Genomic DNA, 26,350 nt, shown 5'->3' with positions numbered 1-26,350 from the left:
GAAAAGTTATCGCGTCATCCAGTCGTACATCTCCTGGTACTTCTTTGCGGAAGCCTGCCATGAGAAGTCCATTTTCATGCCGCGTCTGACTATTTCGTTCCAGTCGGCGCGGTTCTTTACGTAGATCGAGTGGGCGTACATTATCGTGTTGTACATTTCGTGGGCGTTGTAGTTCATGAAGCTGAAGCCCGTGCCCGAGTGGTTGTACTCGTCGTAAGCCCAGACCGTGTCGCGCAGACCGCCAGTTTCACGGACGATAGGCACTGTGCCGTAGCGCAGGCTCATCAGCTGTGAAAGTCCGCAGGGCTCGAACAGCGACGGCATCAGGAAAGCGTCGCAGGAAGCGTATATCCTGTGGGACATAGCCTCGCTGTAGTAGATATTCGCGGAGACCTTGTCGGGGAATCTCCACGCGAAGTGGCGGAACATATCCTCATACCTGCCCTCGCCCGTACCCAGCACCACGAGCTGGATGTCCTGATAGCAGAGCTGTTCCATCATGTACGCGATGAGGTCGAAGCCCTTCTGGTCGGTCAGGCGGCTGACGATACCTATCATGAACTTGTTGTCGTCGTGTGCGAGCCCGAGCTCTTCCTGCAAAGCGCGTTTGTTTTCGAGCTTTTTCTCGATAGCGTCGTTCACGTTGTAGTTGACGGTTATCTGCTTGTCGGTCACGGGGTCGTACTCGTTGTAGTCGATACCGTTGACGATGCCGCGCAGGTCGTTGCTCCTTGCCCTCATGAGACCGTCAAGACCCTCGCCGTAGAACGCGGTCTTTATCTCCTCGGCGTAGGAATTGGAAACGGTGGTGATGGCGTCCGCATACACAAGTCCGCCCTTGAGCATATTGCCGTCGATGCCGACTCTGAGCTTGTCGATGGTCATGTAGTAAGCCGACAGACCCGACAGGTACATGAAACGCTTGGCGTTGTCGTTGCCCTGGAATTTCAGGTTGTGGATGGTCATGACCGTCTTGATGCCGCGGAAGAAATCGCCGCCCTGGAAACTGTCGTGCAGATACACGGGGATGAGTCCCGTCTGCCAATCGTGGCAGTGGATGATGTCGGGACGGAATTCGAGCAGAGGCAGCGCCGACAGCACCGCACGGTCAAAGTACATGAACTTCTCAACGTCCCAGTGGTGGTCGGTGTAGGGCTTGTCCCCCGTGAAGTAGTGCTCGTTGTCGATGAAGTAGAAGTGTACGCCCTCGTATTCGCACTCAAGCACGCCGACATACTGGCTCTGACCCGCAAAATCCATGTAGAAATGTGTGACATATTGCATCATGTCTTTCCATTTCTGCGCTATGCAGGAATATTTCGGCAGGATAACGCGGCAGTCAAAATGCTCTTTGTCGAAGTATTTCGGAAGCGAGCCAACAACATCAGCAAGCCCTCCCGTTTTTATAAAGGGTACAACTTCGGAAGAAGCGAAAAGTATTTTTTTCATGCAAGTACCTCCTGAATCAATTGCAGAATTTACACAAACCTGTTATACAAATTATAACATATTTTGTCACAATCGTCAATACATATTTAAACTTTTTTGACGATTTTTTTCGCTTCACGAGTGCGGGGATTCTTGTGGGAACCCCTTTCCTAAAACTTTTAATATTGTCATCCGATAGATGTGATTCAGAAGACAGGCTCTCGACATTTAAGGCAATACCGCACGACCATTGTGCGTCAGATGCGCCGCACCAGCGAAGCTGGTGCCACAGATTTTTCGTCAGATTGTCTAAATTCGACGCAGGCTTGCTGACGCAAGTCAAGGAGAATTTGGGCAATCTGACGGAATAATATGTGTATCAAGCTTATGCTTGATACGGCATATGACGTGCAAAGGCGCGAGCCGGTTGTTGTGCGGTGTTGCCTTAAAGAGACGGATATCTTTTGGATAGGTGTGATGTGCGTTTTCAAGGCATAAAAAAACGGCGGGAGCAAGCCCCCGCCCTACATAGCCATCTTGGAAAAATAGAACATATCTCTTGAAGCGGTGAAAGTCAGACGTTCCCTCCACATCCGACAAATGATATATTAAAAGTCTTTGGAATGGGGTCTGGGGGAGAACTTTTCTTCTAGCCGTGGACGTGCGAAGCTAAGGCGGCTTTCCCGCAGTCAAGACCCGCACTCTCTATGCGTCACTTGGGTTTTGAGCGTTTCTGGGTGTACATACGTTCGTCGCTTTCGTGGATAAGTTCGTCGATGTTTTTGGTTGTGCCGTCGTTGTAGCTTATGCCGATGCTCACGGACGTCCCCTGGTCGTACTCTGCGAAGGAGTTTTCGACATCGTCTCTGAAACGTTCGCACTGGACTGTCAGGTAGTCTGCCGAGTGAAGGTCATCCACCAGCGCGAATTCATCGCCGCCGAGACGGGCGGAGATAGCGTCGGGGAAATGTTCGTGTATCAGCTCGGCGGTCTTGACGAGCACCTCATCGCCGACTGTGTGACCGTAGTTGTCGTTTATCTGCTTGAAGTGGTCGAGGTCGAGATATATGAGGTGATATCTCAGTCCGCGTCTTGTGCCGAGCAGCTGATAGAAATACCTGCGGTTGTACATACCCGTCAGTATGTCGGTATTCGCCGCCTTGATTATCGAATTCTCGTAGGCGCGCTGATAGGTCACGTCCTGCATCGTGCAGAGATAGCCCGTGATATTGTCGAAGAAGTCGTGTATCTCAAGCTCCGTGAAGATATACGAGCGCAGTTCGCCGCCGACTTCCACGCGGTATTCGCGGGTCACCGAATGTTTTTTCGGGTCGGCGTGCTGAGTGCCTGCGGGTATCGGCTTTGTGAGTTTCCAGCTCTTGTAGTCGAAATCGTCGGTGTAGTCATCCCCGAGTATTTCCCTGAAAAGGGAGTTCATCCTCAGTATCTTCCAGTCGGAATAGAATATCGTCATCGGGAACGGCATATTCTCGATGAGTATCGACAGTTCGATGCCCATCCTGCTGAAATTGGTGACATCGTGACCCACGCCCACCGTACCGAAAACCGTGCCGAACTTATCGTACAGCGGCGTTTTGTAGGTGACGAGCTGCATCATGCCGTCGCGGGTCTTGACGGGTTCGTCGCAGATATAGGTCTGACCCGTGCTGATGGCTATCTCCTCGCTCTCGGCGCAGGTGAATTCGTTGCCTTCGGTGGGTCGGGGAGCGTCCCAGATGTAGAAATGGTCTTTGCCCGCCACGTCCTCCTTTGATTTGTGGACGATGTTTGTGAAGGCGTCGTTAACCATCATGTGTATGCCGTCGAGACGCTTGTACCAGAGCATATCGGGAACGGTGTCGATGGTGGTCTCGAGGGTGTGTCTGTAGAACCACAGGTCGAGCTCGCTGCGTATCTTTCCGACGGCGTTTGAAACGCTTATCGCCAGCAGTTCCGCGGGTTCGTCGGGGTGGCGGATGTCGAGCAGTTTGCCTGCTATATCCTTAACGTCGGCATACGCCTCGACGAAAATGGTATAGACCTTTCCCGTTTCGTCGGAAACGGCTTTGCGTGCGGTCTCGTGGTCGTTGGTCACGACGAGAAGCACGCCGTCGTCGGGCGGTGTGAGCGTTTTCGTGTCAGCGAAAGCCGCACCCGAGAGCCCGCCTGCCTGCCCGAGCAGGCTGTTTATATCGGAAATGATGATCTTATGCTGTATCATCGGTCTGCCCTCCTTGGGAGTGTAGAGATTGTCAGTCATATACAATTATATAACAAGCGGAGCAATTTGTCAACATAGTATCATATTTTCCGCGTTTTTTATCTGATGCGTTCTTCGAGAGCGCGGCAGATGGTCTTCAGCGCCTTGACTCTCGCGTACTTCTTGTCGTTGCCCTCGATAACCGTCCAGGGCGCGAAATCTGTGGAAGTCAGCTCTATCATCTTATCGACAGCCTTTTCGTATTCGTCCCACTTCTCGCGGTTGCGCCAGTCCTCGTCGGTTATCTTCCACTGTTTCGAGGGGGTGTTCTGACGTTCGGTGAAGCGCCGCAGCTGTTCGTCCTTGTCGATGTTTATCCAGAACTTGATAACGACCGCGCCCCACTCGGTGAGCATCTTCTCGAACTCGTTTATCTCCTGATAGGCCATCTCGGTGCGTGTTTCGGGGGTGAGGTGTTCGAGCACTTCGACCATCACCCTGCCGTACCATGTGCGGTCGAAGATGGTGAAATGGCCGTCCTTCTCCAGCCTGTTCCAGAAACGCCACAGGTAGTGCCTCGCCAGCTCGCTCGGTTCGGGAGCGGCTATCGGCTTCACTTCGTAGCCTCTCGGGTCGAGTGCCGCCGCAACGCGCTTGATGTTGCCGCCCTTGCCGCCCGCGTCCCAGCCCTCGTAGCAGATGACCACGGGTATCTTGCGCTGATAGCAGATGTTCTGCAACTCAAAGAGCCTGTCCTGATACTTGTTGAGCTTTTCGCCGTACTCCTTGTCGGTCAGCGACTTGTCCATGTCCGTATCTGCGAGCTTCTTGGTCTTGACGAGCCTGAACTTCTCGGGCTTGACATCGCAGGGCGTAAATTCGGGGGTCTCGGCGTACTTTGTGCCTGCCGCCTTTGCGGTGACCGCCCCCTTGACCGCATTGGTCACGATGCGCATTATCTCGAACTGAGCGGTAGTCTTGTCGTTCGAGGGGATGATGTGCCAGGGCGCATATTCGGTGTTTGTGCGGGTCAGGGTCTTGTCGTACCGCTTGAAGAACTTGTCGTATATCTTGTTGTCCGCGAAGTCCTGTTCATCGACACGCCAGGCGGTGTAGGGATTAGCCGCCAGCCGTTCGATGCGCTTTTTCTGCTCGTCGCAGGTGATGTGCAGGAACAGCTTTATCAGCAGGTAACCGTCGTCGGTCAGCTGACGCTCCAGCACGTTTATATCGTCAAGGCGTTCCTTGTAGGTATCCTTGTCGATGTCGCCGTAGACAAGGGGCTTGACGGTGTCGTGATACCAGCTGCCGTCCAGAATGAGGAACTCGCCCTGTTTCGGCAGCCTGCGCCAGTAGCGGTGCAGCCAGGGCATACGCTTTTCCTCGGCAGACGGGGTGCGTATCGACTCAACGTCATAGAATCTCGGGTCCATATACTTTATGAGCTTTGCTATCTGCGAGCCCTTTCCTGCCGCAGACCAGCCGTCTATGGTGATTATAACGGGCAGCTTTGAAGCCTTAGCCGCATTCGCAAGGTCGATAAGTTCCTCGCGCATGGCGTTCAGTTCGTCAGCCGCCTCGGTCTTTTTGGTTTTGCGCTGTTCTATCTGTTCAAGCATTGCCCTGACCTCCTTTGCAGTTGTATCATGATGCGGCGTTTATGTTACGGGTCACAGTTCCTCTCCGTATATCACGCAGCATCCGCCGCCGTAGGATTTCGCTTCGGAGAGTGCCGATGCGCTGTCCTTCATCAGGCGGTCGATGTCGTAGCCGTCGGTCTTTAACGCTGTTGCAGCGCCTGCGCTGCACGAAAGACCGCTGAGACGTTCGTGAGCCGCGAAGCTGCGGCGTGCGTTCTCAAGTGCTTTTTCTATGCGCTGTCTGAGCTCGGTATCGGTGAACTCCGTGGTACAGACCACGATGAACTTGTCGCCGCCCGAACGCAGCACCGTCTCGCCCCAGAAACAGGAGCGCAGAGTCTGCGCCGCGATGACGAGAGCCTCGTCACCGAGGAAGAAGCCGTACTTATCGTTGACATCCGTCAGCCTGTCGATGTCGAAGGCGATGAATGTCAGGCGGTCTGCCTGCCGCAGTTCGCCGATGTGTGCGGTAAGGCACCGCATATTGTCAAGTCCCGTAAGGAAATCGGTGTTGTTCAGTTCTCTTGTCTGGCGTTCGAGGTGGCGCTCGTCGGTCACGTCGCGGTACATACAGATAGTGCCTATCTGCTCGCTGAACACGTCGGTCAGGGGTTCTTCGCCGTAGATCAGCACTCTTTCCTCGCCGCCGACGTTCACACGCGTCTCTTCTCTGCCGCCCGAAGTCGTCACCGAGTAGCCGAGACATCTCTTCTTCCACTCGTTGAAATTCTTGCCCAGCACTGGTTCGTATCCGCCGAAATACTTGTTGAAGTAGGCGTTGACGCTTATGACCGTGCCGTTCGAGTCCTTGATGAACACCGCATAGGGCAGGCTTTCGAGGATTCCTGCCATCTCGCCCTTGACGTTCTTCGATTCGGTAACATCGTGTGCCACGCCGCAGGTGCCGAATACGGTGCCGTCGCGGTCGATGAGGGGGGATTTATAGGTGCGGAACATCCGCAGACCGCTCTTGGTCTTTATCTTCTCGTCGAAAAGGCAGGTTTTTTTCGCTTCGATCACGACCTCTTCCGATTCGAGACAGACGTACTCGCCCTTTTCGTACTCTTCCTCGGGGATGTCCCAGATGTAGTAGTGGCCGCGCTTGTATATCTGCTCCTTGGTCTTTTCCACCGCGCGGCAGAAGGAGTCGTTGACCATCATGTGCGCACCCTCCGTGTCCTTGAACCACATGAGGTCGGGGATGGAGTCGGCCATCGTCTCAAAGCAGATGGTCTGCTTGCGGAGATCGGATTCCGTTTTCATCTGAGACGCAAGAGCGCTGAAATATGCCGACAGAAGTCTGCGGTCGGGGATGACATCGGGCATGACCCACAGCGCATCCGCACGGAAAAGCAGGGCATCGTCGGCGTATTCAAGGCTCGGTGCGTCGGACAGCAGAACGAGCTTTTTGTCGTATGAGAACAGCGTGTCTGCGGCACTGTCGATGCCATCGACGATGACCGCCGAGTCGGGCGGCAGTGTGCCGAGGTCGTATGCCGAGCTTACTGTTGTGAATTCAAATCCGCAGTCCTCGGGCGGTTCGGTGCGGCTGAGCATCTGTTCAAGCTCTTGATCGTTACTTATGATATAGATATGGAGCATATCAAAGTACAAGGAAACCATCTCCTCAATATTTGCTATAATATAATTATATCACCTTTATCAGCGGATGTCCAGCCTTTGTGCAATAATTTTTAAAATAAACACAGATTTTTGTACATCTTAAACAGTTTTGTTGAAATAATGCTGACACATAAACCCACCCCACCCGCTCCTGCGACCCCAAACCCAATGCACTTTTGTCATATCCTGACAAGAAACGGTTTGCTGAGTGCGGGTTTTCTTTTTTGGAAACCCGCCTTAGCTTCGCACGTCCGCCTTAGCTTCGCACGTCCGCCTTAGCTTCGCACGGCTGGAAAAAGGTTTCTCCCCAAAACCCCTTTCCAAAGACGGTCGTGAGTGGGGGACGCTTCGTTTTGCGGGTCGGACAATGGTTTTGTCCTCGTGAAAAAAACCGACAGCTTCCGTGGAAACTGTCGGTCTTTATACTATTGAACATAGTATATTCTTTTGAGGAGGCTTTACTTGATGACTACCTTTACGGCTCTGTTGTTGAGGCCGTTCGTGTCGATCTTGCCGTTTACATACGCGCCGACTGCGAGGTAGTAGGTGCCGTTCGGGATATTCTTGCAGGTGAACGAAGTGGTGTTCGCGTCAACTGCCTTCAATACCTTCCAGGTCTTGCCGTTGGTGGTGTATGCGATAACGTACTTCTGTGCGTTGGGAACGGTCGTCCAGCTGAGTCTGAACGCGTTGCCCTGAACTTCTGCCTTGGCTTCGGGATATACCTCAGCCTTCGGAGCTACGATGATCGCGTTGGAAACATCGTAATACCACTTTCCGCCGACCTGTGCGATGACAGCGACCTTATACTTTACGCCAGCCTTCAGGTCTTTGATGGTATAGGTATTGGTGTTGCCCTCAGCGAGCTTTGTCCAGGTGCCGTTCACATATGCGATGACTGCATACTTATCAGCGCCCTCGACTCCTGTCCAGCTGAGCTTTACAGCGTTGGCGCCGTTTTCAGCTGTGATCTCGGGAGCGGTATAGTCTTCTGTCTCGTTGACGGTGAGAGTATCGGTATACTGCTTACCTGCTACGGTAACAACAGCGGTATAGGTGATCTTGCCGTCAGCGGTCTCGGAAGTAACGTCAGCGTCATAGCTGATGATCTCGCCGCAGTCCTTGCAGGTGAAGTTGAATTTTGCGGTATATGTGTTGCCGTTCTTCTCCCATTTGCACTCGGGTTCATCGAAGTAGTGATGCTTAGCGGGGATGATCTCTGTCTTTGTCTCGCCGCATACGGTGCAGGTGTAAGTGATCTCGCCGTCCTCGTCGAGAGTAGCTTCCTTAGTCACAACGCCCTCATCCCAGGAGTGGCCGAGTGCGGGGATCACTGTTTCGTCCTTGGTCTCATCGCAGCGCTTGCAGTGGTGGGACTTGATACCGGGCTCTGTGCAGGTCGGCTCAAGGTCGATAGTCCACTTGTCGCTGAAATCGTGGCCGAGCGCGGGGATAACTTCGGTATAGGAATCGCCGCAGTCGCAGGAATAGGTGATGATACCGTCCTCGGTACAGGTAGCAGGCTTTGTTACCTTGTCGTGATAGATGTGAACGTGAGTCTTGTCAAATACCGCTGATACGGTAGGATCGGTGTCGGGCATGGTGAGCTTGTAGGAGCTTCCCGAGCCTTCGAGTTCGCCGATGTTTACGGTGTAGCCTGTGCAGGTCATGCCATCGGGAGCGGTGCTGCCGAGCTTGAGCGAAACGGTCTCGCCCTTGCCTGCGTACTTCTTGCCGTTGTAGAGAAGGCCTGTGCCGTAGGAAGTGATTCCGCTGACATTGTATTCCTTGCCTTCGTTCTCGAATTCAACTTCGGTGTTCTTGCCTGTCAGGATGGTGTGACCTGCGAGCCACTGCTTGCCTGTATCGAAACCGAAAGCAGAGAGGTAGTAGCTGTTGTCGGTATCTACCTTGTTGCGTCCGAACATAGCGCAGTCAGACTGGTTGGAGGTTATCTCGGAAGGATCGAAGATACTGTCTCTGATAACTGCCGCCTTGTTTCTCCAACCGATGAAGCCGCCGCACTTGATGGTCTTGCTGCCGTGGAACTTGCCGTCGAAGAGGCATCCGATGATGTCGAGGGTGTCTTCCGCATCCTTTCCTGCAACTGCCACCAGACCGCCGTGGGAACCGTCGCCGTCAACAGTGCTCTCGATGGTAACGCTGGAACGGCAGTTCTCGATCTTGGTGTTCTTGAAGCTGTGTGCGATCACGCCTGCGCCGTACTTGCTGCTTGTCTTGACAGTACCTGCGGTATGCAGATTCTTGATAACAGCGTCGCTTGTGTAGCGGAACGGAGCAGTGAATTCTTCGGAGGTGTCATAATTCAGGGTCAGGGTATTGCCTGCGCCGTCGAAAATGCCCTTGAACGGGAAGTCGGGATTGCCGACCATGGTATCAACTGTCAGATCCTTTGCCAGCTTGAAATAGGTTTTGCTGGTGTCGACCGACTTGCAGTATTCGCTCATCTGTTCCCACTGGAGGGGGCTTTCGATGCGATAAGGATCATTTTCGGTACCGCTTCCGCTGAAGAACGGAGAGCAGTAATAGTAATCTGCATCGACATCGCAGATCTTTTTTGCATACGTCAGATTTTTGTAAGAACCGTTCCAGTAGGAGAACTTCCAGAATGAGTTGCCTTTGCGAATGTATTTGGGCACGCTCGGAGGAGTTGAAGATCCGCCGTAGTCTACGACTTCGGACTTTAAGGTCTTGCCGTATCCGTCTATGAAGTTTACGGTATAATCAAAAGTATGCACTTTGAAGGATTTTGTTGCCTTATATTCTGAGTTGCTGAAACCGTAGTGCATGGTCTTGGTGACAGTTACCGTGTAATCCTCTTTGGCATTTGCGTCACCTGTAAGGAAGAACGATCCGTTCTGATAGTAAACGCCCTTGTGGTCTGTAGTGTATACACCTGTCTGATCCACATATTCTGCACCATACTGGTCGTATGATACACCGCCGGTAACTTCATAAGTCTGATGTGTTCCGGGGTAGTCGGGCACGTAAACGTCGGTATATTCTGATTCAAGCGCGGTGACACCGTCGATATAGGGACCGTCAGTGACACCGAGTTTGATCTTGTCGAAATACTTGTCGGTCTTGAGTTCGATGCCTTCCCACGATTTCAGCTCGGGAACTCCGTAGTCATTGATTATCATATGGGAGGACATTGCCTTTCCGCCGATGCCTTTGGTCTTTGTACCAAACGTACCTTCCCAGAAAACAACTGATTTCGGCTTGCCGCTTCCCGCAACAATATTAACGGGCTCAACGGTTATCTTTGTGATATACCATTCGCTGACATCTTTGGTTTTTCCGTAACTGCAGTATCCGACTTCATACGGAACGCCCTTTGCTGTAAAGGACCAGCTATGCTTGCCCGTTGTTTTTGCAGCATTCTTGAGAGACTGCGAATCGTATTCCGGACCTCCGCAATACTGATTTTTGAAATTATCTATTTCGGGATATCGTGTTCTTATGTAGATAACATTACCGGACTTAGTGCCGTCATCATAGTCATTGACAACATTGTAATCGACTGTGATTTTATATTCGGGCACAGGGGCTTTGTCTTCGGGCGGTGCGGGCGGATTGGCCGAGGCAGAAGCGTTTATTACAGGCATTCCGCTGACTAACATTGCTCCTGCCAGAGCAGATGCGGCAGTACGCTTTATCGCGAGCGACAGTTTCCCTCCTCTATTTAGTGAACTGGTCACGTTCATTCAAGATTCCTCCTAATACTGTATTCTGATGATCATCGAACTTTTACAATATATCAAAGTAAATCCGAAAAGTCAACACGAACTGCGTGAGTTGACAGAAAATTGCGTGAATTGACAAATCGGTGTCATTCAAAGGATCATACGGAGGGTGAGCCGCCGCCCGCCTTCGGAAAAAAATATGACCAAAGCTTTGGAATGCTTCGGTCATATGATGTAAGTTATTCTGTTACCGAAAGGGTGTTGGGGTCTAACTTGAATTCCTTTTCAAGTGTGGTGCCGTCAGCCGCCTGGAAGGTGAGCCAGAATGTGAAGTCGCCCAGATATTCGGCGCTGAATGTTATCTCGCCGTGAGCGTCCAGCTTCTGACCGTCCTCAAAGGTGGTGTAGTCGAACAGGGAAGGATTGTCTACCTCGTCTATGACCGTGCCGCCTGTGTAGGACAGGAGCGCTGCGTGCGGATACGGCTCGCAGGCTGCGGTATTGTAGTAGAACTTGATTATCTTGCCGTTGTCGAGGGCGATGAAGGTGTTGTTGCCGTTGAGCGCCTGATAGTCGCCTGCCTCAGCCCACTCGCCTGTAGCCTCGGTGCTCCATACCTTGTAGAAAGCATGACCTGCGCCGCCGCCGTTGGAAACGAGGGCGTAGTACACTCCGTCAGCGGTCGTGTTTGCAAGACCTGAGGCACAGAGCTGCTGATAGGAGAAATCGCCGTTCGGGGTCTCGAATACGAAATTCGTCAGCTCGTTGTTGCCGGTGACCTCACCCGTGCTCTCTGTCTCGGGAGCGATGCTTTCCTCGGCAGAGACCGTTCCCTCTTCGTTCGAAGCGGTATCCTCGGTGCTTTCAGCCTCGGCATTCTCGGAGGTCTGTTCCTCGGTCTGTTCCTCGGTCTGTTCCTCCTCGGCTGCGGATGCGGCAGGGGCGTTCTGAGCTGCCTGCTCGTTCGAGCTGCTGCTGTCGGCGTTTATCTCGCCGCAGGATGCCATAGTCAGCGCCGCCATGAGCGCAATGATAAATGCAGTCTTTCTCGTTTTCATATTTTTTATCTCCTGTTAATTTGTATATATATCGGTCTTTTCCCGACCCGTATATATTTTAGCACCGTCCCCGCAGATTGTCAATAGCTTTAGCAAACTGTCATCTAACTGTATCCGTTTTTTCGCCTGTCGGACACAAATCTGTCTCATTTCCCAAAGATTAGTTACGGAAAATAAACATTTTTACAGTCGCTGTTTGTGCGTGGGGCGTTTTTTCTTCTTGGGGGAGACCCCTTTCCTAAAACTTTTAATGCTTTTTGGCAAGGGGAAGTGGTTCTTATGTAAATAGTGTTGGTCGGGAAGTTTGTGATCTTACTCGCAGATAGTTTGCCTCTTGCCAAAAAGACGGTCAAGATTGATACTTACGTTATATTGCGGTATACGTTACGTTCGTCTGCGTGTGGAACAGCGAAAAAAAAGCGGTGGGGGCAAGCCCCCACCCTAAAAGAATATTCAGATCACGTCTTTTGAAATGGTTACAGTCAAACGTCCCCGACTTCTCAAAGTTCCCACGGCCGGGTTCCGCACTCACAACCCCTCAAAGGTACTTGACAAGCTCTCCGATGACGGGCTTCATGCGCTCGTCGCTCAGACCGAAGTCTTTTTCCTTGTAGTTCCATGCCGACCTGCCGATGCCGTACTTCTCGAACACGGGGTTGATGCACTTGTACCAGTGGAGTATCTGTTCGGGGTCAGCGCGGTCGATGACGCCGTATTCGCCGCAGTAGAGGCAAACTCCTCTGTCCTCGCAGAGCTTGACGGCGTTTCTGAATCTTCCTTCAAAATAATTCACATCGAAGCCCGAATCGGGGACGTCGAGGTAATCCTGGATGCGTGTAAGACCTGTCTCGACCATTTTCTGTCTGTAGACCTTGATGTCGCCGGGGAAGTCAACGCGCAGATCCTGCGGCATCTCGTCTACCCAGTAAGCGCCCTGATGGGTGAACAGGAAGGGGTCGTAGCAGTGGAAGTTGTACACGATGTTCTCGTCTGCGGGCAGGTCGAGGTCGTGGAGCGCATCCACCGAGTTGTTCCAGTAGCTGCCGAGGAATATCTTGATATCCTTCGAGTAACCTCTTATCATCGCGATGGTTCTTGCGGCGATGGCGTTCCAGCTGTCCTTGTACTTGGGGTCGTTGACCTCGTTGAGAAGCTCGAATGCGAGCCTGTCTGCGTATTTTGCGTAGCGCACCGCAAGCCTTTCCCACAGCTTGCAGAATCTGTCCTGAAGCTCCGCGCTGTCGAAGAAGCCGACCTCACCGTCGCCCGAATAGAACGAGTAGCCGTAGCACTTGTGCAGGTCGAGCACCATGTTGAGGTTGTATTTCGCACACCATTCCAGTGCGCTGTCTATGTATCCGAAGCCTGTTCCGATGGGCGTGCCGTCATCCTTCTCGAAGATGTTGTAGTCGATGGGCAGACGAACATGGTCGAGCCCCCAGGATGCGATGGTCTTTATATCATTCTCTCCGATGAAGCTGTCGAGATGTTCCTTGGTGTACTCTCCCTGCGAGAGCCATCCGCCTAAGTTTACGCCCTTCATGAAGCCGTTGAGTCTTTTCATGGTATTATCCTCCCTGTATCTCGAAATATATATGTCCTGTACGTCAATTGTAGCATACAAGGCTGACTACATATATCAAAAATGTGTCAATAATGTCAAAATAGTATTCTTTATATCTGCGCTGCTTTATTGTACGGTATTTTGTACTATTAGTTAAAACAAAAAAATTATTCGAGAGACGCTTTAATGTATTGAAATGTACAAAAAAATGTGCTATAATGTTTTCAAGCAACGGAAAAGACCGTGCAGATGTTAAAGAAAGGGTGATACGCTGTGACAAAAAAGTTTTACGTTTCCAAAAGCACCGAGGGCAATCCTGCTCCTGAGCTGGACAGATTCCAGCGTATCGAGAAGCTCAATCTCCTGCTCTCGAACGGCTGGACGATAAAGGACTATCACGAGACCTCCGAGGAAAGCTGGTTCCTTCTCGAAAAACCTAACTGACCCCGCATAGTATTATCAAGGCACTTTTGTCAAATCTCTGACAAAAGTGCCCTTTTTTGTTAGTGAGTGCTGTTTTTCTTTGGGAAGACCCTTTTGAAAAAAAGGTCTTCCCAAAGGAAAAAACTCAGTACGCTATCCTGTTACGCCCGTTTTGTTTTGCGATGTAGAGGCGGGCATCGGCGGCTGAGATGTTGCCTTCGGCGGAGAGGGCGGGGTCGTAGCGGCAGCAGCCGAAGCTCAGGGTCAGTTTTATTTCTTTGCCGCCCACGACGAAGACGCGTTCCTGGATCATGATGCGGAGGCGTTCGGCGACGGCGGCGCATTCTTTGAGCTTGGTCGAGGGCATGACCACGGCGAACTCTTCGCCGCCGAGCCTGTAGACGGTATCTTCGGGGCGGCAGAATTCCGAGAGGGTGTCCGCCACCGAACGCAGCAGGGAGTCGCCTGCCGCCATTCCGTAGACCTCGTTGATGCTGCAAAACTTGTCGATGTCGCAGATGAAGAGCGAGAGGGGGTCGCCGCCGTCGGTGAGCATACTGCCGTACCTGCCGTCGGGGGACAGGTCGTTCATCAGTGCGCCGAGACTGCGCAGTCCCGTCAGCTTGTCAATGCACGCCGAGCTGTTCAGTCCTGCCCTGACGACTGCCGTGCCGCAAAGCATCGCCGCCGAGGAAAGTCGTCGGATGTCCCAGTCGGTGAAGCCGTCTGCGGAGGTCTTGTTTATAAGCCGCACCGCCCCCGAAGTCTCGCCGCTGTCGCTGAAAACGGGCAGAACGAGCACCGAGCGTATGACGGGCACAGCTGTCCTCGGCTCGTCGGAAGTGCCCGTTATCGGCTGTCTTGAAGCGACGGCTCTCCCGAGAAGTCCCGTGCTGTCGGGCACGGTCATGCCCGAGGGCGACAGTCTGCGGAGTTCGCGCCTGCTTTTGTCCAGCAGCCACAGTTCGGCGTATTCGCACTCGGCTACAGTGCGGCAAAGTTCGGTCAGGAGCGAGGGCATATCGCCCGTGCCTGCCGAGTTCATGCAGAGTTCCCTGTATAATCTGATGCTGACTTCTGATATCTGTGAAAAAATATGCTCGTTATTGGCTGTCATATACAAGCCCCCCCTTGTTTTTGCGTAAATTTTAAGTATTTGTTCTGCAAAGTGGTTCCGCAAATATAATTATAACATATAAGACAAAAAAAATCAACACTTTTTGCAAGATTTGACGCGCATTTTACTAAAATCTACTTGATTATGGGAGAAAAATGTAGTATTATATAATAGGTAAAGTATTATCCCGACGCGGATAAAGTTTTTTTGATAAGGACAGAGAGTATGAAAAAAAGGAAAATGGTATGTGTGCTTGCGGCAGTCCTGCTGCTTGCGGGCTGCGGAAAAACGGAAAAAGAGGCTGCTTCGGCTTCGGCGGAGGATACGGCTCAGGCTTCGGCTGATGCTGCTGACGGCGATGTTGTTTCGCAGGAAAGCGCCGCAGAGCCCGCTCCCGAAAACGCGGACAGTTCTTCGGTCACCGACAGCACTTCCGACTACAAGATCAAGTCTCACGGCTCACGCGAGTATAACGGGGCGGCGGCAAACGACGACTTCGCCGACGCGCTGTTCATCGGCGATTCGCGCACGGTGGGTCTGATGCTCAACGGCGACAAGCCGAAAGCCGACTACTTCGCCACAGCAGGTCTTAACGTCATGACCGCGCAATCGACCCCCGTCGTGCCGAAGAGGGATTTCGAGGGGCTTATAGTTCAGCAGGCATATACCGATTACGGCTGGGGCGACAATGCCTGGGATGATACCACCTGGGACGACACTACCTGGGACGACGGCGGCTGGACGGGCGGCGACAGCACCGAGTGGGACTGGGGCTATTCCGAGCCCGACAGCAGTGAGGAGACTTCCTCGGTGGATGAGGACCTCATGACCATTCCCGAAGCGCTCGCCCTCAAACAGTATAAGCGCATCTTCATCAACTTCGGCGTCAACGAGCTGGGATGGCCTTACCCCGACGTGTTCGTCGAGAGGTACAAACTGCTGATACTTCAGGTGCGTGCGGCTCAGCCCGACGCGCAGATATACATAGAGTCGATGCTTCCCGTTTCGCCCCTCGCACTGTCCATAGACAAGTGCTACACCACCGAGAATGTCGATAACTTCAACGAGAATTACGTCAGACGCGCCGCTCAGGAGACAAACTGCACCTATCTGGACGTCAACCAGTTCTTTCGCGACGCTGACGGCGGACTTTTCGCCGATGCTTCCACCGACGGCATACATCTTAACCGCGACTACTGCATGGAGTGGATGGATATACTCTCCTACTACACCGTGGGCGGCGGCGACATCAGCATCCTCTCACGCCGTCACGAGACCGAGAGCGCTCCCGACGGCAGTATCGAGCCTTACTCCGACGGCGGCGACGGCTACAGCGAGGACGGCGGTACCGATTGGACTGACGGCGGCGATAACGGCTGGGGCGGCGACGGCTACTCCGACTGGAACGATGAAGGCGGCTACGGCGACTACAACTACGGCTACGAAGACTATACCTACGATAACGAATACGATTACGATTACGGCTATTAAGGAGCGATTGGCATGAGCAAGGAACTGCTGATGAAGATAAACGTCACGACGGGGGAGCCCGTGACTGTTACGGACGGTCAGACGACCGTCAGCATGGTGCCTTTTTCGGGCGCGGCCGAGTCCGAACTGTTCACGGGGGCTGTGCTTGACGGCGCCTGCGACACTCAGCGTTCCGACAGCGGCGACAGATGTCACCTGTCGGCGAGGTATATGCTGGAGGGCAGGGACATCTCGGGTGAGAGATGCCGAATGTTCATCGAGAACAACGGCGTTTTCGGCGAGGGCGATACCGCCCCCGTGATAGTCTCCGACGGCAGGATGACGGGCTGGCTCAGCCGCGCAAGGCTCTCGGGTTCCGTGGCGGATACCGATGAGGGCGTGACCGTCAGCATCTTCGAGGAGGTCTGCGGCTTTGAGCGCAGGGAACACAGCTTCACCGCTGAGGACGGCAGGATCATTTGCGGCGAGCTCTATCTGCCCGACACCGGTGCGGAGCGTCATCCGCTGGTGATAGCTTCTCACGGTCTGAACAGCAGTGCCGAGGATATGCGCGAACAGCTGGGCGAGATCGCAAAGAGGGGAGTCGCCTGCTACGCCTACGATTTCTGCGGCGGCGGTAACCGCACGAAAAGCACGGGCGAGACCACCGAAATGAGCATCCGCACCGAACAGCGCGACCTGCGTGAGGTATTCCGACACATCACGGCTCTGCCTGAGATAGATCCCGAAAGGGTGTACCTCTTCGGCGAAAGTCAGGGCGGCTTCGTGTCGGCACTGACCGCTCCCGAGCTGAACGGCAGGGTCAGGGAGCTGTTTCTTGTGTACCCCGCCTTCTGCATCCCCCACGACTGGCTCGGCAGGCTTGAGGAATTCCCCGACGGCCCCATCGAGTTCGCAAACGTCATGCTCAGCAGGAAGTACGCCGAGGAAGTGCCCGACTACGATGTTTTCGCGCACACGGCGAAGTTTCAGGGGCACATCACCGTGTTTCACGGCGACAAAGACCCGATGGTGGACATCGGCTATTCGCGGAAGCTGACGGAGACCTGTCCCGACGCGGAGCTGTTCGTGTGCCCCGAACAGGGACACTGGCTCAGCAGTCCCTTCAAGAAGGCGGCGGCAGGCATCATCGCGGACAGGATAAACGGCAATACCTGACTCGGTATCGCTCATAAAGACAGAAACGGAGACAAAAAATGAAAAACGGCATCTGCAACATGGAACTTGAACAGCTCGGCGAGTACGCGGAACTGTTCACCGAGGTGTTCAACGCCGAGCCTTGGAACGACTCGTGGACAAAGGAACTCTCGGCGGCGAGGATAAAGGGCTTCATGACTACAAGCACTTTCCTCGGGAAGGCGATCTACGCGGACGGCGAGCTGAAGGGCATCATCTTCGGGCAGAAGGAACAGTACTTCAACGGTATACATTTCCAGATACAGGAATTCTGCGTCAGGACGGATGAACAGAAAAAAGGCTACGGCAGCGCACTCCTCGAAGCCCTCGAAAGGGAACTCGATGAGATAGGCGCGGTGAACATCTTCCTCATCACCTCGAAAGGGGAGCGGACTGAGGGCTACTACAGCAAAAAAGGTTTTCAGACATCGGATTTCATGGTGCTGATGACCAACGGCGATTTCAAGAAAAACGAACCAAAGGAGTGATTTTATGGCTTCGATCATGGACGGCGAGAGACAGTTCCATATCCGTGCGGCGAAGGGTGAGGTGGGCAGATACGTTATACTGCCCGGCGACCCCGGACGTGTGCCGAAGATAGCGGCGCTTCTCGACAATGCGGTGCAGATAGCACAGAACCGCGAGTACAACCTCTACACGGGCGAGCTGAACGGTGTTAAGGTATCGGTGTGCTCGACGGGCATCGGAGGCCCTTCGGCGGCGATAGCGGTGGAGGAGCTGATAAAGTGCGGCGCCGACACATTCATCCGCATCGGCACATCGGGCGGCATCAGGATGGACGTTGTGGGCGGCGACCTGTGTATCGCGTCGGCGGCGGTGAGAGCCGAGGGCACCACGAGGGAGTATCTGCCCGATGGGTATCCTGCGGCGGCTGATTTTGAGGTCGTGAGAGCGCTGGCGGACACAGCGGCGGAGCTTTGCGACGGCAGTTTCGGCAACAATTATCATGTAGGCGTAGTGCATTCTAAGGACAGTTTTTACGGCGAGGTCGAGCCCGAGGGTTCGGCGGTGTCGGGGAAGATACTTTCCGAGTGGGAAGGGTATGTGAAGTGCGGCTGTCTGACCAGTGAGATGGAATGTGCGGCGGTATTCGGAGTCGGTATAGTGCGCGGAGTGAGATGCGGCGCGGTATTGACGGCGATATGGAATGTGGAGCGCAGTAAGCAAGGCTTACCCGACAATATAACCGAGGATTCAAGCAGAGCGATAAAATGCGCAGTAGGTGCAATAAAGCGCCTGATAGAATCAGATAAGTAACCAACAAACAAACGTCCCGTTCATGCAAGAGACTAAAAAGTTTAGGAGGGGATCTGGGGGAGACCCTTTTCAAAGGGTTCCCCCAGTCGCCGAAGGCACATTGGGAACAACGCTTTACCCCGAAAGAGAACCAAATGAACAACCCACACATAAAATCGGCAAATCCAAGCAAACTGTCCCAAAAGGCGCAAAATGAAAGACCATCACGATCTATCAAGAACACAGGATTTGCCGATTTTATTTTCGTGAGAGAGCGAAGCGATTCGAGCGCCCCCCCCAAGATCGCGCCAGCGATCCAATCACACGACCAGCAAACAATAGACGCAAAAAAACCGCCGTACACTACATATAGTGTACGGCGGTACTGTTATATGATATATTGCCTCACGAAACGTTGTGCTTAACTCTGTCCTCGACCTCGCTGCGCTTTGCGTTGTTGAAACGGTCCAGGGTACCAACAAGGTAGCCCGTGATACGTCTGATGCGCTGGAAAGGCACGTCAGCAAAATGATATTCAACGTCAACATAGTCGCCGTCGAGCTTTATATCCATCGACTCGATGCACTTTTCGGGGTACTGCTCCTTTGCATGAGCGATATATGCGTTGATCTCAGCCTGTGAAAGCTTTCCGTTTGTTACATTTACGTTTACCATTTCATTTTCCTCCCAATATATTACTTTACATATCTACATTCGCACTCAACATATTGTTGTGGTGTATTATGTATTATACCACAATATGTTGTGTTTGTCAAGAGAGAAGGCTGTGCTATTAATATAAAAAGGAGGTTCACATTCTTGTGCATACCTGACAATTAGTTAACCGTGATGTGAAATTTCACAAATGGGATGAGCCGAAATTGTAAATATTCACAAACATCCGTTCGCTTACATCTCGAACTTTATCTTGTCGATGCCGCGCTTTCCCGCAAGATATACCGCGCTGTCCGCATAGATGAAGTTCACATACTCCCTGCCGACATCGGCTTCCGCCGCAAGCGTGCCGCTGAATGCGTAGGAAAGCACCTTGCTGTCGGTGAGCATCAGCACCCTGTCGTCCGCGATGGAGAGCTTCTTGACCGAGCTGTCTATCGTCGCAGTCCTGAAGGCTTCTGTGTCCTCGGCACCCGACGCCGCGATGACAAGCGTCGAGTCGTTGTCGGTGGCGTTCGCGACTATCGCCGCCGAACATCCCCTGCCGAGCGCCGCGTAGCTGAGCGTGCCGTCAAACTCGTAGCTCGACACCAGCTTGCCCTCGGGCGAGACCGTGTAAAGCCCCGTGTCGCCTGCCACCAGTATGTCTCCCGCATCGTTGCAGATGCAGTCGATGGCGAGGGTGCGGATGTCCTCGCTGACCATCTGCTCGCCGTCCTGAGAGAAGTCGAGCCTGCGGACCTGCGAGAATATCTCGCCGTCCTGAGAACAGAAGGTGCAGACGTATGCGCTCTTGCCGTCCTCGGTGACCGATACCGCCATCACTCGGGATGTGCAGCCGTAGCGGTAGACGAGCTTTCCGTCCTTGTCGTAGAACAGCACCAGCGAAGCGTACTTGCTGCTCTCGGTAAGGATGGCAGCCGTGCCGTTTTCGGACAGGGAGCCCGAGAGGATTATGTCGTCGGTGGTCTTTGAATATATCTCGCCCTTTTTGCTGTAGAGCTTGAAGCCGTAGGCGCCGCTGTCGAACACCAGTGCGCGTTTTCCGCAGACCCTTTCGACAGGCTTCGAGAAGGCGTGCGCGAAGGAGTCGGTCTTTTCGCCGTCCGAGCTGTAGAGGGTCAGGCTGTGAGCGTCGGCGGTCATCAGCTGGTTGCCGAGCGCCAGGATGTTAGTTGTCTTTTCGGTGGGCTCGATGGGGAAGTTGCCGCCCTCGGCCTTGCCGTCGTTGTGGATGGTGGTGACGGGCTTGTCGAAGATGCCCTCAAGCTTCGGCATCCACATGGGGTAGGTCATGTATATGGCGAGACCGATGAGTATCACCATCAGCAGAGCGAGCAGCCTTTTCATTCGGCGTATAGAGCGTTCGTTGCGCCGCACTGTGTTTATGTCGGTGTGGACGGCGTGGTGTTTATCGGGCGCATCGGGCTTTTTCTTTTTTTCGTCGCTCATATATCTGTTTCTCCTTTCCCTGATATTTCTTTTTCATCGTAGAACACGCGTTTGAGGTACAGACCCTGCGGAGGCGCGGTGCGTCCTGCGAGGGTGCGGTCGCGTTTTTCTATAAGGTCGGGGATGCAGCCCTGCGGCAGCTTGCCCTCGGCTACCGAGAGCAGAGTACCGACCATTATCCGCACCATATTGTACAGAAATCCGTTACCCGAGACGGTAAAGATAACGAGCTCACCCTCGCGGCGGACATCGAATCTGTAGATTGTGCGGACGGTATTTTCCTTAGTGCAGTCAGCGGAGCAGAAACCGCGGAAGTCATGCTCACCGATAAAAGCCTTCGCCTCGCGGTCGAGCATCACGGCGTCGATATGTTTGCCCGAGCGGTAAGCGGTATCCACGTAGAACGGGTCTTTTATCTCGCTGTTGTGGACGATATACTGATACTCCTTGCCCTTCGAGCAGTATCTGGCGTGAAAATCGTCATCCGCCTGTTCGCAGGAGAGGACAGCTATATCGTCGGGCAGCTGCGAATTGCAGCCGTAGATTATTCCCCGTATCGGGATGGGGTTGTCTGTCCTGAAGCTGAAGTAGAATTCCCGTGCGTGAACGCCTGCGTCTGTGCGCGAGCAGCCGTAGATGGTGACAGTCTCGCCCAGCAGCCGTCCGAGGGCTTCCTCCACCGCCTGCTGAACGGTATAAGCGTTACCCTGCCGCTGGAAACCGTGGTAAGCTGTGCCTTTATACGCAAGGCGGACTTTATAGTTTTTCATGTTTGTTAATACTTTCCTTTTATCTGTGAGAGGTGCTTTTTGTTTCGCCCGCGGCGAACACGCTTCGTTTGTCTGGATATCGCTAAGCTATGCTCACTTTATTACTATATTCAGGGTTATTATGGCTGCGAAAAATATCGTTGTGTATATCATCGCTATTACGTCCAGATAGCTTGTGTGGAGCTGCTTCATTCTCGTTCTGCCTTCGCCGCCATGATAACAACGGCACTCCATCGCGGTCGCAAGCTCCTCGGCTCGCCTGAATGACGATACGAACAACGGGATGAATATCGGTATCATTCCCCTTACTTTGTCCTTGAAACTGCCCGTGTCAAGCTCCGAACCGCGCGCTTTCTGCGCGTTCATTATCTTGTCCGTCTCCTCGATCAGCGTCGGGATGAAACGCAGAGCTATCGTCATCATCATCGCCAGCTCGTGAACAGGAACTTTTATCTTCTTCAGCGGCGAGAGCAGATGCTCGATAGCATCCGTCAGGTCGATGGGCGAGGTCGTGTACGTCAGCAGCGACGAGCCGATGATGAGCAGGATTATCCTCGCTACCATGAAAAGTGCCGTGTCTCTGCCTTCGGTGGTTATCCGGAGTATCTTCCACTTCCAGAGGGTGTCCCCCGTCTTGATAAAGAACAGGTTCAGCACCGAGGTTATCAGGATGAGGGGGATGATGGGCTTTAAGCTCTTCACCATCAGCGTCGCGGGTACTTTCGACATCGCGAAGCTGATGAGGCAGAAGAGTGCGCCCACGCCGATGCCCCACATACTTTTCGCCGCGAACAGCATCACGATGAATTCCACCGTCAGCACGAGTTTTATGCGGGGGTCGAGTTTATGTACGGGTGAATCACCCGGGAAAAATTGTCCAAGTGTAATATCCTTCAGCAAAATACTTTCCTTCTATCATTATGTCCTGCCGTCAGAAGCAGGCTTTCGGCAGTGAGCTTACTGTACCTTCTCGCCGAGACGTGCCCGTATCAGCTTTTCGGCATATCCTATCGTGTAAACATCGCTGCCGAGGTCGAATCCCATGTCGTTCAGTCTGCCGATGACCCGAGTTACCTGCGGCACGGCAAGTCCTATCTGTTCAAGTTCGCGGCTCCTGCCGAACACCTTCGGCGGCGTGTCGAAACAAAATACACTGCCCTCGTTCATCACAAGTATCCTGTCCGCGAATTTTGCTATATCCTCCATCGAGTGCGAGACTACGATGACTGTGTTCTTCTTTTCGGTGTGGTAGCGTTTGAGCATATCGAAAATGCGGTCGCGTCCCTGCGGGTCAAGACCCGACGCAGGCTCGTCCAGTATGAGTGCTTTCGGCTCCATCGCCATCACTCCCGCGATAGCGGCGCGGCGTTTCTGACCGCCCGAAAGCTCGAAGGGCGATTTTTGCAGCTGTTCCGCCGTCAGTCCCACAAGCTCGGCGGCGTCATGTACGCGCCTGTTTATCTCGGCTTCGTCGAGCCCCATGTTCTTCGGACCGTATGCGATGTCCTTCGCCACCGTCTCCTCGAAGAGCTGATACTCGGGATACTGGAACACCAGCCCCACCTTGAACCGCACTTCGCGGAGTTTCTTCTTATCGGCGAAGAAATCCTCGCCGTCAACGAGCACCTTGCCCGAGGTCGGCTTCATCAGTCCGTTGAAATGCTGTATCAGCGTGGACTTGCCCGAACCCGTGTGTCCGATGAGTCCTATCATCTCGCCTTCGTTTATCTCGATGCTCACCTTGTCGAGCGCGACCTTTCTGAACGGTGTATTCTCGCCGTAGACGTAGGTCAGCTCTTTAGTTTCAATTATTGCCATTTTACTTTCCTTTTGGTAAATGTGTCTCCCGAAAGCACATCTCTTCCGTGCTCAGTCATCTGCATTTCTTCCGCAGATATATCATCGGGAAAATGCTCCATACAGGCAGGAGCGACAGCAGTCCGCAAATGACCGCTTCGGCTTTTTCAGCTCTGTGCGAACGGTACGCCCTCACCGATGCCGCTATCCCGAATACTGCCGAGAAGGCGTACAGTGCGGTCAGCGCCGTAGTCGCCACGGAGAATATGATTATCAGCGGAGCGTTCCCCAGCACCGCGAGAGCGATAAGGGGGATGAACGCCAGTCCGAACGTGACGAGAATCAAGAACAGCACCGTTACTGGGTTGAGTATTATCACCATCGCGATAAACTGCGACCAGAACGGTATCGTAGCCAGTATCGACGCGACAAACGTCACGCCTGTCACCTCTGCCGCGATCATCGCCATGTGTGCGTGGCGTTCGGCACAGCGCGACTCAAAGACCGCATCGTTTTCAGCGCCCTCCCGTTCGAGGGGGCGGCGAACCATCGTCACCAGTATGTATATCGCGGCGATAGCGAGCGGTATCATCAGTATCGAGGATATGGCAAGGTTTATGCCCGAAAATACTTTCGAGCTGAATACCAGTACGCCGAGGTTCCCGAACATATCATCGACCTTGAAGAACGAATTGAGTATGGACAGCAGTGAACGGATAAAGTCGAACACCGCTATGCCCACAGCCGCTGATGATATCAGCATCATCGCCGCAGAGCTATTCACGCCCGAGAGCGTGAGCTTTTTGTTCTTCTCTTTCAGTATCAGCACGGCGAGTATCACCGCCGAGATAAGTGTGAGCATACCGTCAGCCCCCTTTTTTCAGAAGAGCGGCGATAGCTTCGGCACATTCCTCCTCGGTTATGATGTCTTCGGGTATGTCATACCCCGCTTTCCTCAGCCGCCATGCCAGCTCTGTCACCTGCGGAACGTCGAGCCCGAGGTTCTTCATCGTCTCCACCTGTGAGAATATCTTTCTCGGCGTGCCGTCCAGCAGTAACTCGCCGCCGTCGATAACGACGATGCGGTCAGCCTGCGCTGCCTCTTCCATGTAGTGGGTTATCAGCACGATGGTCACGCCCTGTTCGCGGTTGAGCCGCTTGATGGTGTCCATGACTTCCTTGCGTCCGCGGGGGTCGAGCATGGCGGTGGGCTCGTCGAGAAGTATGCAGTCGGGATTCATCGCAAGTATCCCCGCGATGGCGACCCTCTGCTTCTGTCCGCCCGACAGCTTGTGGGGGGCGTGCATACGGTACTTGTACATTCCGACCGTTTTCAGCGCTTCATCAACGCGGCGGCGTATCTCCGAAGGTTCAACGCCTAAGTTTTCGAGCGCAAAGGCTACGTCCTCCTCGACAATGGTGGCGACTATCTGGTTGTCGGGATTCTGAAAAACCATTCCTGCCGACTTGCGTATCGGCAGGAGATTGTTTTCATCGTCGGTGCGAAGCCCCGCTACCGTCACCGTGCCGCTGTCGGGCAGATTGATGGCGTTGAAACACTTCGCAAGGGTGGATTTGCCCGAACCGTTGTGCCCGAGCACCGCCGTGAACTCGCCCTTTTTCACACGCAGGGTAACGTCTTTCAGCACCTCGGTGCGAACGGGCGGTTCTTCGGCTTCGTTTACGTAGGAAAAACGGACGTTTTCAGCGTCAAGAAAAAATTCCATTACTTCTTGACCTTGTCGATAAGACCGCCTGCAACGTCCTTGACCTTTTCAAGGTTCTCCTTGGTGGCCAGCTTTTCGATGTTCTCGGCAGTCGCCGCCTTCTTGACTTCCTTGACAACTTCGCTCTTCACAGAGTCGGGCACGGGTACTTTTACCTTGTCCGCAACAGCGTCAACAGCCTTGTCAACTGCTTTCGCGATGCCGTCTCCGCCTACTGCCTTCGTGATGTCCTTAACGTCGAGTCCCATGATGTGTTACCTCCTGATTTTATTTATCCTAAGAAATCCCACCGATCCGCTCGGTCGGCGTTTCTTGCTTATTATGTTAATGAGTGCGGGTTTCCACAGGTAATATCCGCACTCTCCCCCCCTCAGACAGTCCATATGGCGGTCGAGCCGCAGGGGAGTGCGCTGCCGGCGAGTTCAACGGGGAGACCTATCTCGTCGGCGGTGACGTGACCTCCGAACTTCGGCACTATGACCTCGTTCAGGATGTACGCCATTACCGAGGGTGAGAGACCTGTGGTGTAGCTGTTGAGCAGGAAGAAGCAGGGCGAATCGGAGAGCACCTGAGCGCAGGTGTTGACCAGTTCGTAGACGCAGTCTTCGAGTTTCCAGACTTCACCGCCGGGACCTCTGCCGTAGCTGGGTGGATCCATAACGATGCCGTCGTAGCGGCTTCCACGGCGTATCTCACGCCTTACGAACTTCTCGCAGTCGTCCACCAGCCAGCGGACGGGGCGGTCGGAGAGACCGCTTGCGGCGGCGTTGTCTCTTGCCCAGCTGACCATACCCTTTGAAGCGTCAACGTGAGTGACCGAAGCGCCTGCTTCGGCGCAGGCGAGGGTAGCGCCGCCCGTGTAGGCGAAGAGGTTGAGCATTTTGAACTCCTTCCCCTGCGAGGTCACTTCGCGGATCTTATCGCCCATGAAGTCCCAGTTCACCGCCTGTTCGGGGAACAGACCCGTGTGCTTGAACCCTGTCGGACGGATAATGAATGTGAGAGCGCCGTAGCTGACAGTCCAGCTTTCGGGGAGACGTTTTCTCAGCTCCCATTCGCCGCCGCCCTTTTTCGAGCGGTGGTAAACGGCGTCCGCTTTTTCCCAGAGGTCGGTCTTGTGCTCGGTCTTCCAGATCACCTGCGGATCGGGGCGGGAGAGTATCTTGCCGCCCCAGCTTTCAAGCTTCATGCCGTCCGAGGTGTCGATTATCTTGTAGTCCTGCCATTTATCGGCTATTCTCATAT

Annotated in this window: 22 protein-coding genes; 5 read left to right on the top strand and 17 right to left on the bottom strand. The window is 53.6% G+C overall.

Annotation, left to right across the window (positions count from 1 at the left end; translation table 11 throughout):
• Nucleotides 1–6: 6 nt before the first annotated feature.
• From glgA to BT142_RS05675, 7 genes are all read right to left on the bottom strand, one after another.
• On the bottom strand, nucleotides 7–1,449 hold the full coding sequence (gene glgA / locus BT142_RS05705) for a glycogen synthase GlgA (RefSeq protein WP_072417243.1): 1,443 nt from the start codon (nucleotides 1,447–1,449) through the stop codon (nucleotides 7–9).
• A gap of 691 nt (nucleotides 1,450–2,140) precedes the next feature.
• The gene (locus BT142_RS05700; RefSeq protein ID WP_139182185.1) at nucleotides 2,141–3,688 is read right to left on the bottom strand and encodes a sensor domain-containing diguanylate cyclase; all 1,548 of its coding nucleotides are present in this window, start codon (nucleotides 3,686–3,688) and stop codon (nucleotides 2,141–2,143) included.
• A gap of 59 nt (nucleotides 3,689–3,747) precedes the next feature.
• Nucleotides 3,748–5,247 carry a polyphosphate:AMP phosphotransferase gene (gene pap, locus BT142_RS05695; protein ID WP_072417241.1) on the bottom strand — a complete coding sequence of 500 codons (1,500 nt, stop codon included), beginning with the start codon at nucleotides 5,245–5,247 and terminating at the stop codon, nucleotides 3,748–3,750.
• A gap of 51 nt (nucleotides 5,248–5,298) precedes the next feature.
• Nucleotides 5,299–6,870 (bottom strand): sensor domain-containing diguanylate cyclase, encoded by a 1,572-nt coding sequence (locus BT142_RS05690; protein WP_175545483.1) that lies wholly within the window; start codon nucleotides 6,868–6,870, stop codon nucleotides 5,299–5,301.
• Nucleotides 6,871–7,349: 479 nt separating this feature from the next.
• Nucleotides 7,350–10,619, bottom strand: coding sequence for a fibronectin type III domain-containing protein (locus tag BT142_RS05685; protein ID WP_139182184.1), 3,270 nt, complete (start codon nucleotides 10,617–10,619; stop codon nucleotides 7,350–7,352).
• 218 nt (nucleotides 10,620–10,837) lie between these two features.
• Nucleotides 10,838–11,656, bottom strand: coding sequence for a hypothetical protein (locus tag BT142_RS05680; protein WP_072417238.1), 819 nt, complete (start codon nucleotides 11,654–11,656; stop codon nucleotides 10,838–10,840).
• A gap of 538 nt (nucleotides 11,657–12,194) precedes the next feature.
• Nucleotides 12,195–13,220, bottom strand: coding sequence for a glycoside hydrolase family 5 protein (locus tag BT142_RS05675; RefSeq protein WP_072417237.1), 1,026 nt, complete (start codon nucleotides 13,218–13,220; stop codon nucleotides 12,195–12,197).
• Nucleotides 13,221–13,493: 273 nt separating this feature from the next.
• Here BT142_RS05675 and BT142_RS18990 point away from each other — a divergent pair, with 273 nt between their 5' ends.
• Complete coding sequence (locus BT142_RS18990; protein ID WP_175444891.1) at nucleotides 13,494–13,664, top strand: hypothetical protein; 171 nt, start codon at nucleotides 13,494–13,496, stop codon at nucleotides 13,662–13,664.
• Between the two features lie 124 nt (nucleotides 13,665–13,788).
• On the opposite strand, the gene BT142_RS05670 is transcribed toward BT142_RS18990, so the two are convergent.
• Nucleotides 13,789–14,760 (bottom strand): sensor domain-containing diguanylate cyclase, encoded by a 972-nt coding sequence (locus BT142_RS05670; protein WP_072417236.1) that lies wholly within the window; start codon nucleotides 14,758–14,760, stop codon nucleotides 13,789–13,791.
• A gap of 225 nt (nucleotides 14,761–14,985) precedes the next feature.
• On the opposite strand from BT142_RS05670, the gene BT142_RS05665 reads away from it, so the two are divergent.
• Genes BT142_RS05665 through BT142_RS05645 form a run of 4 tightly spaced genes read left to right on the top strand, consistent with a single transcriptional unit; the run spans nucleotide 14,986 to nucleotide 18,705 of the window.
• Entirely contained in the window at nucleotides 14,986–16,251 is a 1,266-nt protein-coding gene (locus BT142_RS05665; RefSeq protein ID WP_072417235.1) for a GDSL-type esterase/lipase family protein, read from the top strand.
• Nucleotides 16,252–16,263: 12 nt separating this feature from the next.
• Nucleotides 16,264–17,409, top strand: a complete 1,146-nt coding sequence (locus tag BT142_RS05655; protein WP_084659339.1) for an alpha/beta fold hydrolase — start codon at nucleotides 16,264–16,266, stop codon at nucleotides 17,407–17,409.
• A gap of 38 nt (nucleotides 17,410–17,447) precedes the next feature.
• Nucleotides 17,448–17,915 (top strand): GNAT family N-acetyltransferase, encoded by a 468-nt coding sequence (locus BT142_RS05650; RefSeq protein ID WP_072417234.1) that lies wholly within the window; start codon nucleotides 17,448–17,450, stop codon nucleotides 17,913–17,915.
• A 4-nt stretch (nucleotides 17,916–17,919) separates the two neighbouring features.
• Nucleotides 17,920–18,705 carry a nucleoside phosphorylase gene (locus BT142_RS05645; RefSeq protein ID WP_072417233.1) on the top strand — a complete coding sequence of 262 codons (786 nt, stop codon included), beginning with the start codon at nucleotides 17,920–17,922 and terminating at the stop codon, nucleotides 18,703–18,705.
• A gap of 384 nt (nucleotides 18,706–19,089) precedes the next feature.
• On the opposite strand, the gene nrdD is transcribed toward BT142_RS05645, so the two are convergent.
• The 9 genes from nrdD to BT142_RS05600 form a co-directional block, all read right to left on the bottom strand.
• Nucleotides 19,090–19,359: an anaerobic ribonucleoside-triphosphate reductase gene (gene nrdD / locus BT142_RS05640; RefSeq protein ID WP_072417232.1), complete on the bottom strand. Its 270-nt coding sequence runs from the start codon at nucleotides 19,357–19,359 to the stop codon at nucleotides 19,090–19,092.
• Nucleotides 19,360–19,593: 234 nt separating this feature from the next.
• Nucleotides 19,594–20,811, bottom strand: coding sequence for a DUF5711 family protein (locus BT142_RS05635; RefSeq protein WP_072417231.1), 1,218 nt, complete (start codon nucleotides 20,809–20,811; stop codon nucleotides 19,594–19,596).
• Nucleotides 20,808–21,581 carry a tRNA pseudouridine(38-40) synthase TruA gene (gene truA / locus BT142_RS05630; RefSeq protein WP_072417230.1) on the bottom strand — a complete coding sequence of 258 codons (774 nt, stop codon included), beginning with the start codon at nucleotides 21,579–21,581 and terminating at the stop codon, nucleotides 20,808–20,810. The genes BT142_RS05635 and truA overlap by 4 nt, the downstream gene beginning before the upstream one ends.
• Before the next feature lie 93 nt (nucleotides 21,582–21,674).
• On the bottom strand, nucleotides 21,675–22,481 hold the full coding sequence (locus tag BT142_RS05625; RefSeq protein ID WP_072417229.1) for an energy-coupling factor transporter transmembrane component T family protein: 807 nt from the start codon (nucleotides 22,479–22,481) through the stop codon (nucleotides 21,675–21,677).
• 57 nt (nucleotides 22,482–22,538) lie between these two features.
• Nucleotides 22,539–23,399, bottom strand: a complete 861-nt coding sequence (locus BT142_RS05620) for an energy-coupling factor transporter ATPase (protein ID WP_072417228.1) — start codon at nucleotides 23,397–23,399, stop codon at nucleotides 22,539–22,541.
• Between the two features lie 55 nt (nucleotides 23,400–23,454).
• Nucleotides 23,455–24,240 carry a hypothetical protein gene (locus BT142_RS05615; protein WP_072417227.1) on the bottom strand — a complete coding sequence of 262 codons (786 nt, stop codon included), beginning with the start codon at nucleotides 24,238–24,240 and terminating at the stop codon, nucleotides 23,455–23,457.
• A 4-nt stretch (nucleotides 24,241–24,244) separates the two neighbouring features.
• Nucleotides 24,245–25,105, bottom strand: coding sequence for an energy-coupling factor transporter ATPase (locus BT142_RS05610; protein ID WP_072417226.1), 861 nt, complete (start codon nucleotides 25,103–25,105; stop codon nucleotides 24,245–24,247).
• A complete protein-coding gene (locus BT142_RS05605) occupies nucleotides 25,105–25,353 on the bottom strand; it encodes a hypothetical protein (protein ID WP_072417225.1) in 249 nt (82 codons plus the stop codon). The genes BT142_RS05610 and BT142_RS05605 overlap by 1 nt, the downstream gene beginning before the upstream one ends.
• 122 nt (nucleotides 25,354–25,475) lie before the next feature.
• Nucleotides 25,476–26,348, bottom strand: a complete 873-nt coding sequence (locus BT142_RS05600; RefSeq protein ID WP_072417224.1) for a class I SAM-dependent methyltransferase — start codon at nucleotides 26,346–26,348, stop codon at nucleotides 25,476–25,478.
• Nucleotides 26,349–26,350 lie beyond the last annotated feature (2 nt).

The sequence above is a fragment of the Ruminococcus sp. YE71 genome, assembly GCF_900119155.1.
In the GTDB taxonomy this organism is placed as follows: domain Bacteria; phylum Bacillota; class Clostridia; order Oscillospirales; family Ruminococcaceae; genus YE71.
This window is presented reverse-complemented; position numbering and strand designations above follow the sequence as displayed.

Coding starts and splice junctions, on each gene's coding strand:
- BT142_RS05650 (WP_072417234.1), top strand. CDS start 17,448: ATGAAAAACGGCATCTGCAACATGGAACTTGAACAGCTCGGCGAGTAC.
- nrdD (WP_072417232.1), bottom strand. CDS start 19,359: ATGGTAAACGTAAATGTAACAAACGGAAAGCTTTCACAGGCTGAGATC.
- BT142_RS05620 (WP_072417228.1), bottom strand. CDS start 23,399: ATGGCAATAATTGAAACTAAAGAGCTGACCTACGTCTACGGCGAGAAT.
- BT142_RS05610 (WP_072417226.1), bottom strand. CDS start 25,105: ATGGAATTTTTTCTTGACGCTGAAAACGTCCGTTTTTCCTACGTAAAC.
- truA (WP_072417230.1), bottom strand. CDS start 21,581: ATGAAAAACTATAAAGTCCGCCTTGCGTATAAAGGCACAGCTTACCAC.
- BT142_RS05665 (WP_072417235.1), top strand. CDS start 14,986: ATGAAAAAAAGGAAAATGGTATGTGTGCTTGCGGCAGTCCTGCTGCTT.
- pap (WP_072417241.1), bottom strand. CDS start 5,247: ATGCTTGAACAGATAGAACAGCGCAAAACCAAAAAGACCGAGGCGGCT.
- glgA (WP_072417243.1), bottom strand. CDS start 1,449: ATGAAAAAAATACTTTTCGCTTCTTCCGAAGTTGTACCCTTTATAAAA.
- BT142_RS05605 (WP_072417225.1), bottom strand. CDS start 25,353: ATGGGACTCGACGTTAAGGACATCACGAAGGCAGTAGGCGGAGACGGC.
- BT142_RS05690 (WP_175545483.1), bottom strand. CDS start 6,870: ATGCTCCATATCTATATCATAAGTAACGATCAAGAGCTTGAACAGATG.
- BT142_RS05645 (WP_072417233.1), top strand. CDS start 17,920: ATGGCTTCGATCATGGACGGCGAGAGACAGTTCCATATCCGTGCGGCG.
- BT142_RS05700 (WP_139182185.1), bottom strand. CDS start 3,688: ATGACTGACAATCTCTACACTCCCAAGGAGGGCAGACCGATGATACAG.
- BT142_RS05615 (WP_072417227.1), bottom strand. CDS start 24,240: ATGCTCACACTTATCTCGGCGGTGATACTCGCCGTGCTGATACTGAAA.
- BT142_RS05600 (WP_072417224.1), bottom strand. CDS start 26,348: ATGAGAATAGCCGATAAATGGCAGGACTACAAGATAATCGACACCTCG.
- BT142_RS05670 (WP_072417236.1), bottom strand. CDS start 14,760: ATGACAGCCAATAACGAGCATATTTTTTCACAGATATCAGAAGTCAGC.
- BT142_RS05655 (WP_084659339.1), top strand. CDS start 16,264: ATGAGCAAGGAACTGCTGATGAAGATAAACGTCACGACGGGGGAGCCC.
- BT142_RS05675 (WP_072417237.1), bottom strand. CDS start 13,220: ATGAAAAGACTCAACGGCTTCATGAAGGGCGTAAACTTAGGCGGATGG.
- BT142_RS05680 (WP_072417238.1), bottom strand. CDS start 11,656: ATGAAAACGAGAAAGACTGCATTTATCATTGCGCTCATGGCGGCGCTG.
- BT142_RS05685 (WP_139182184.1), bottom strand. CDS start 10,619: ATGAACGTGACCAGTTCACTAAATAGAGGAGGGAAACTGTCGCTCGCG.
- BT142_RS05635 (WP_072417231.1), bottom strand. CDS start 20,811: ATGAGCGACGAAAAAAAGAAAAAGCCCGATGCGCCCGATAAACACCAC.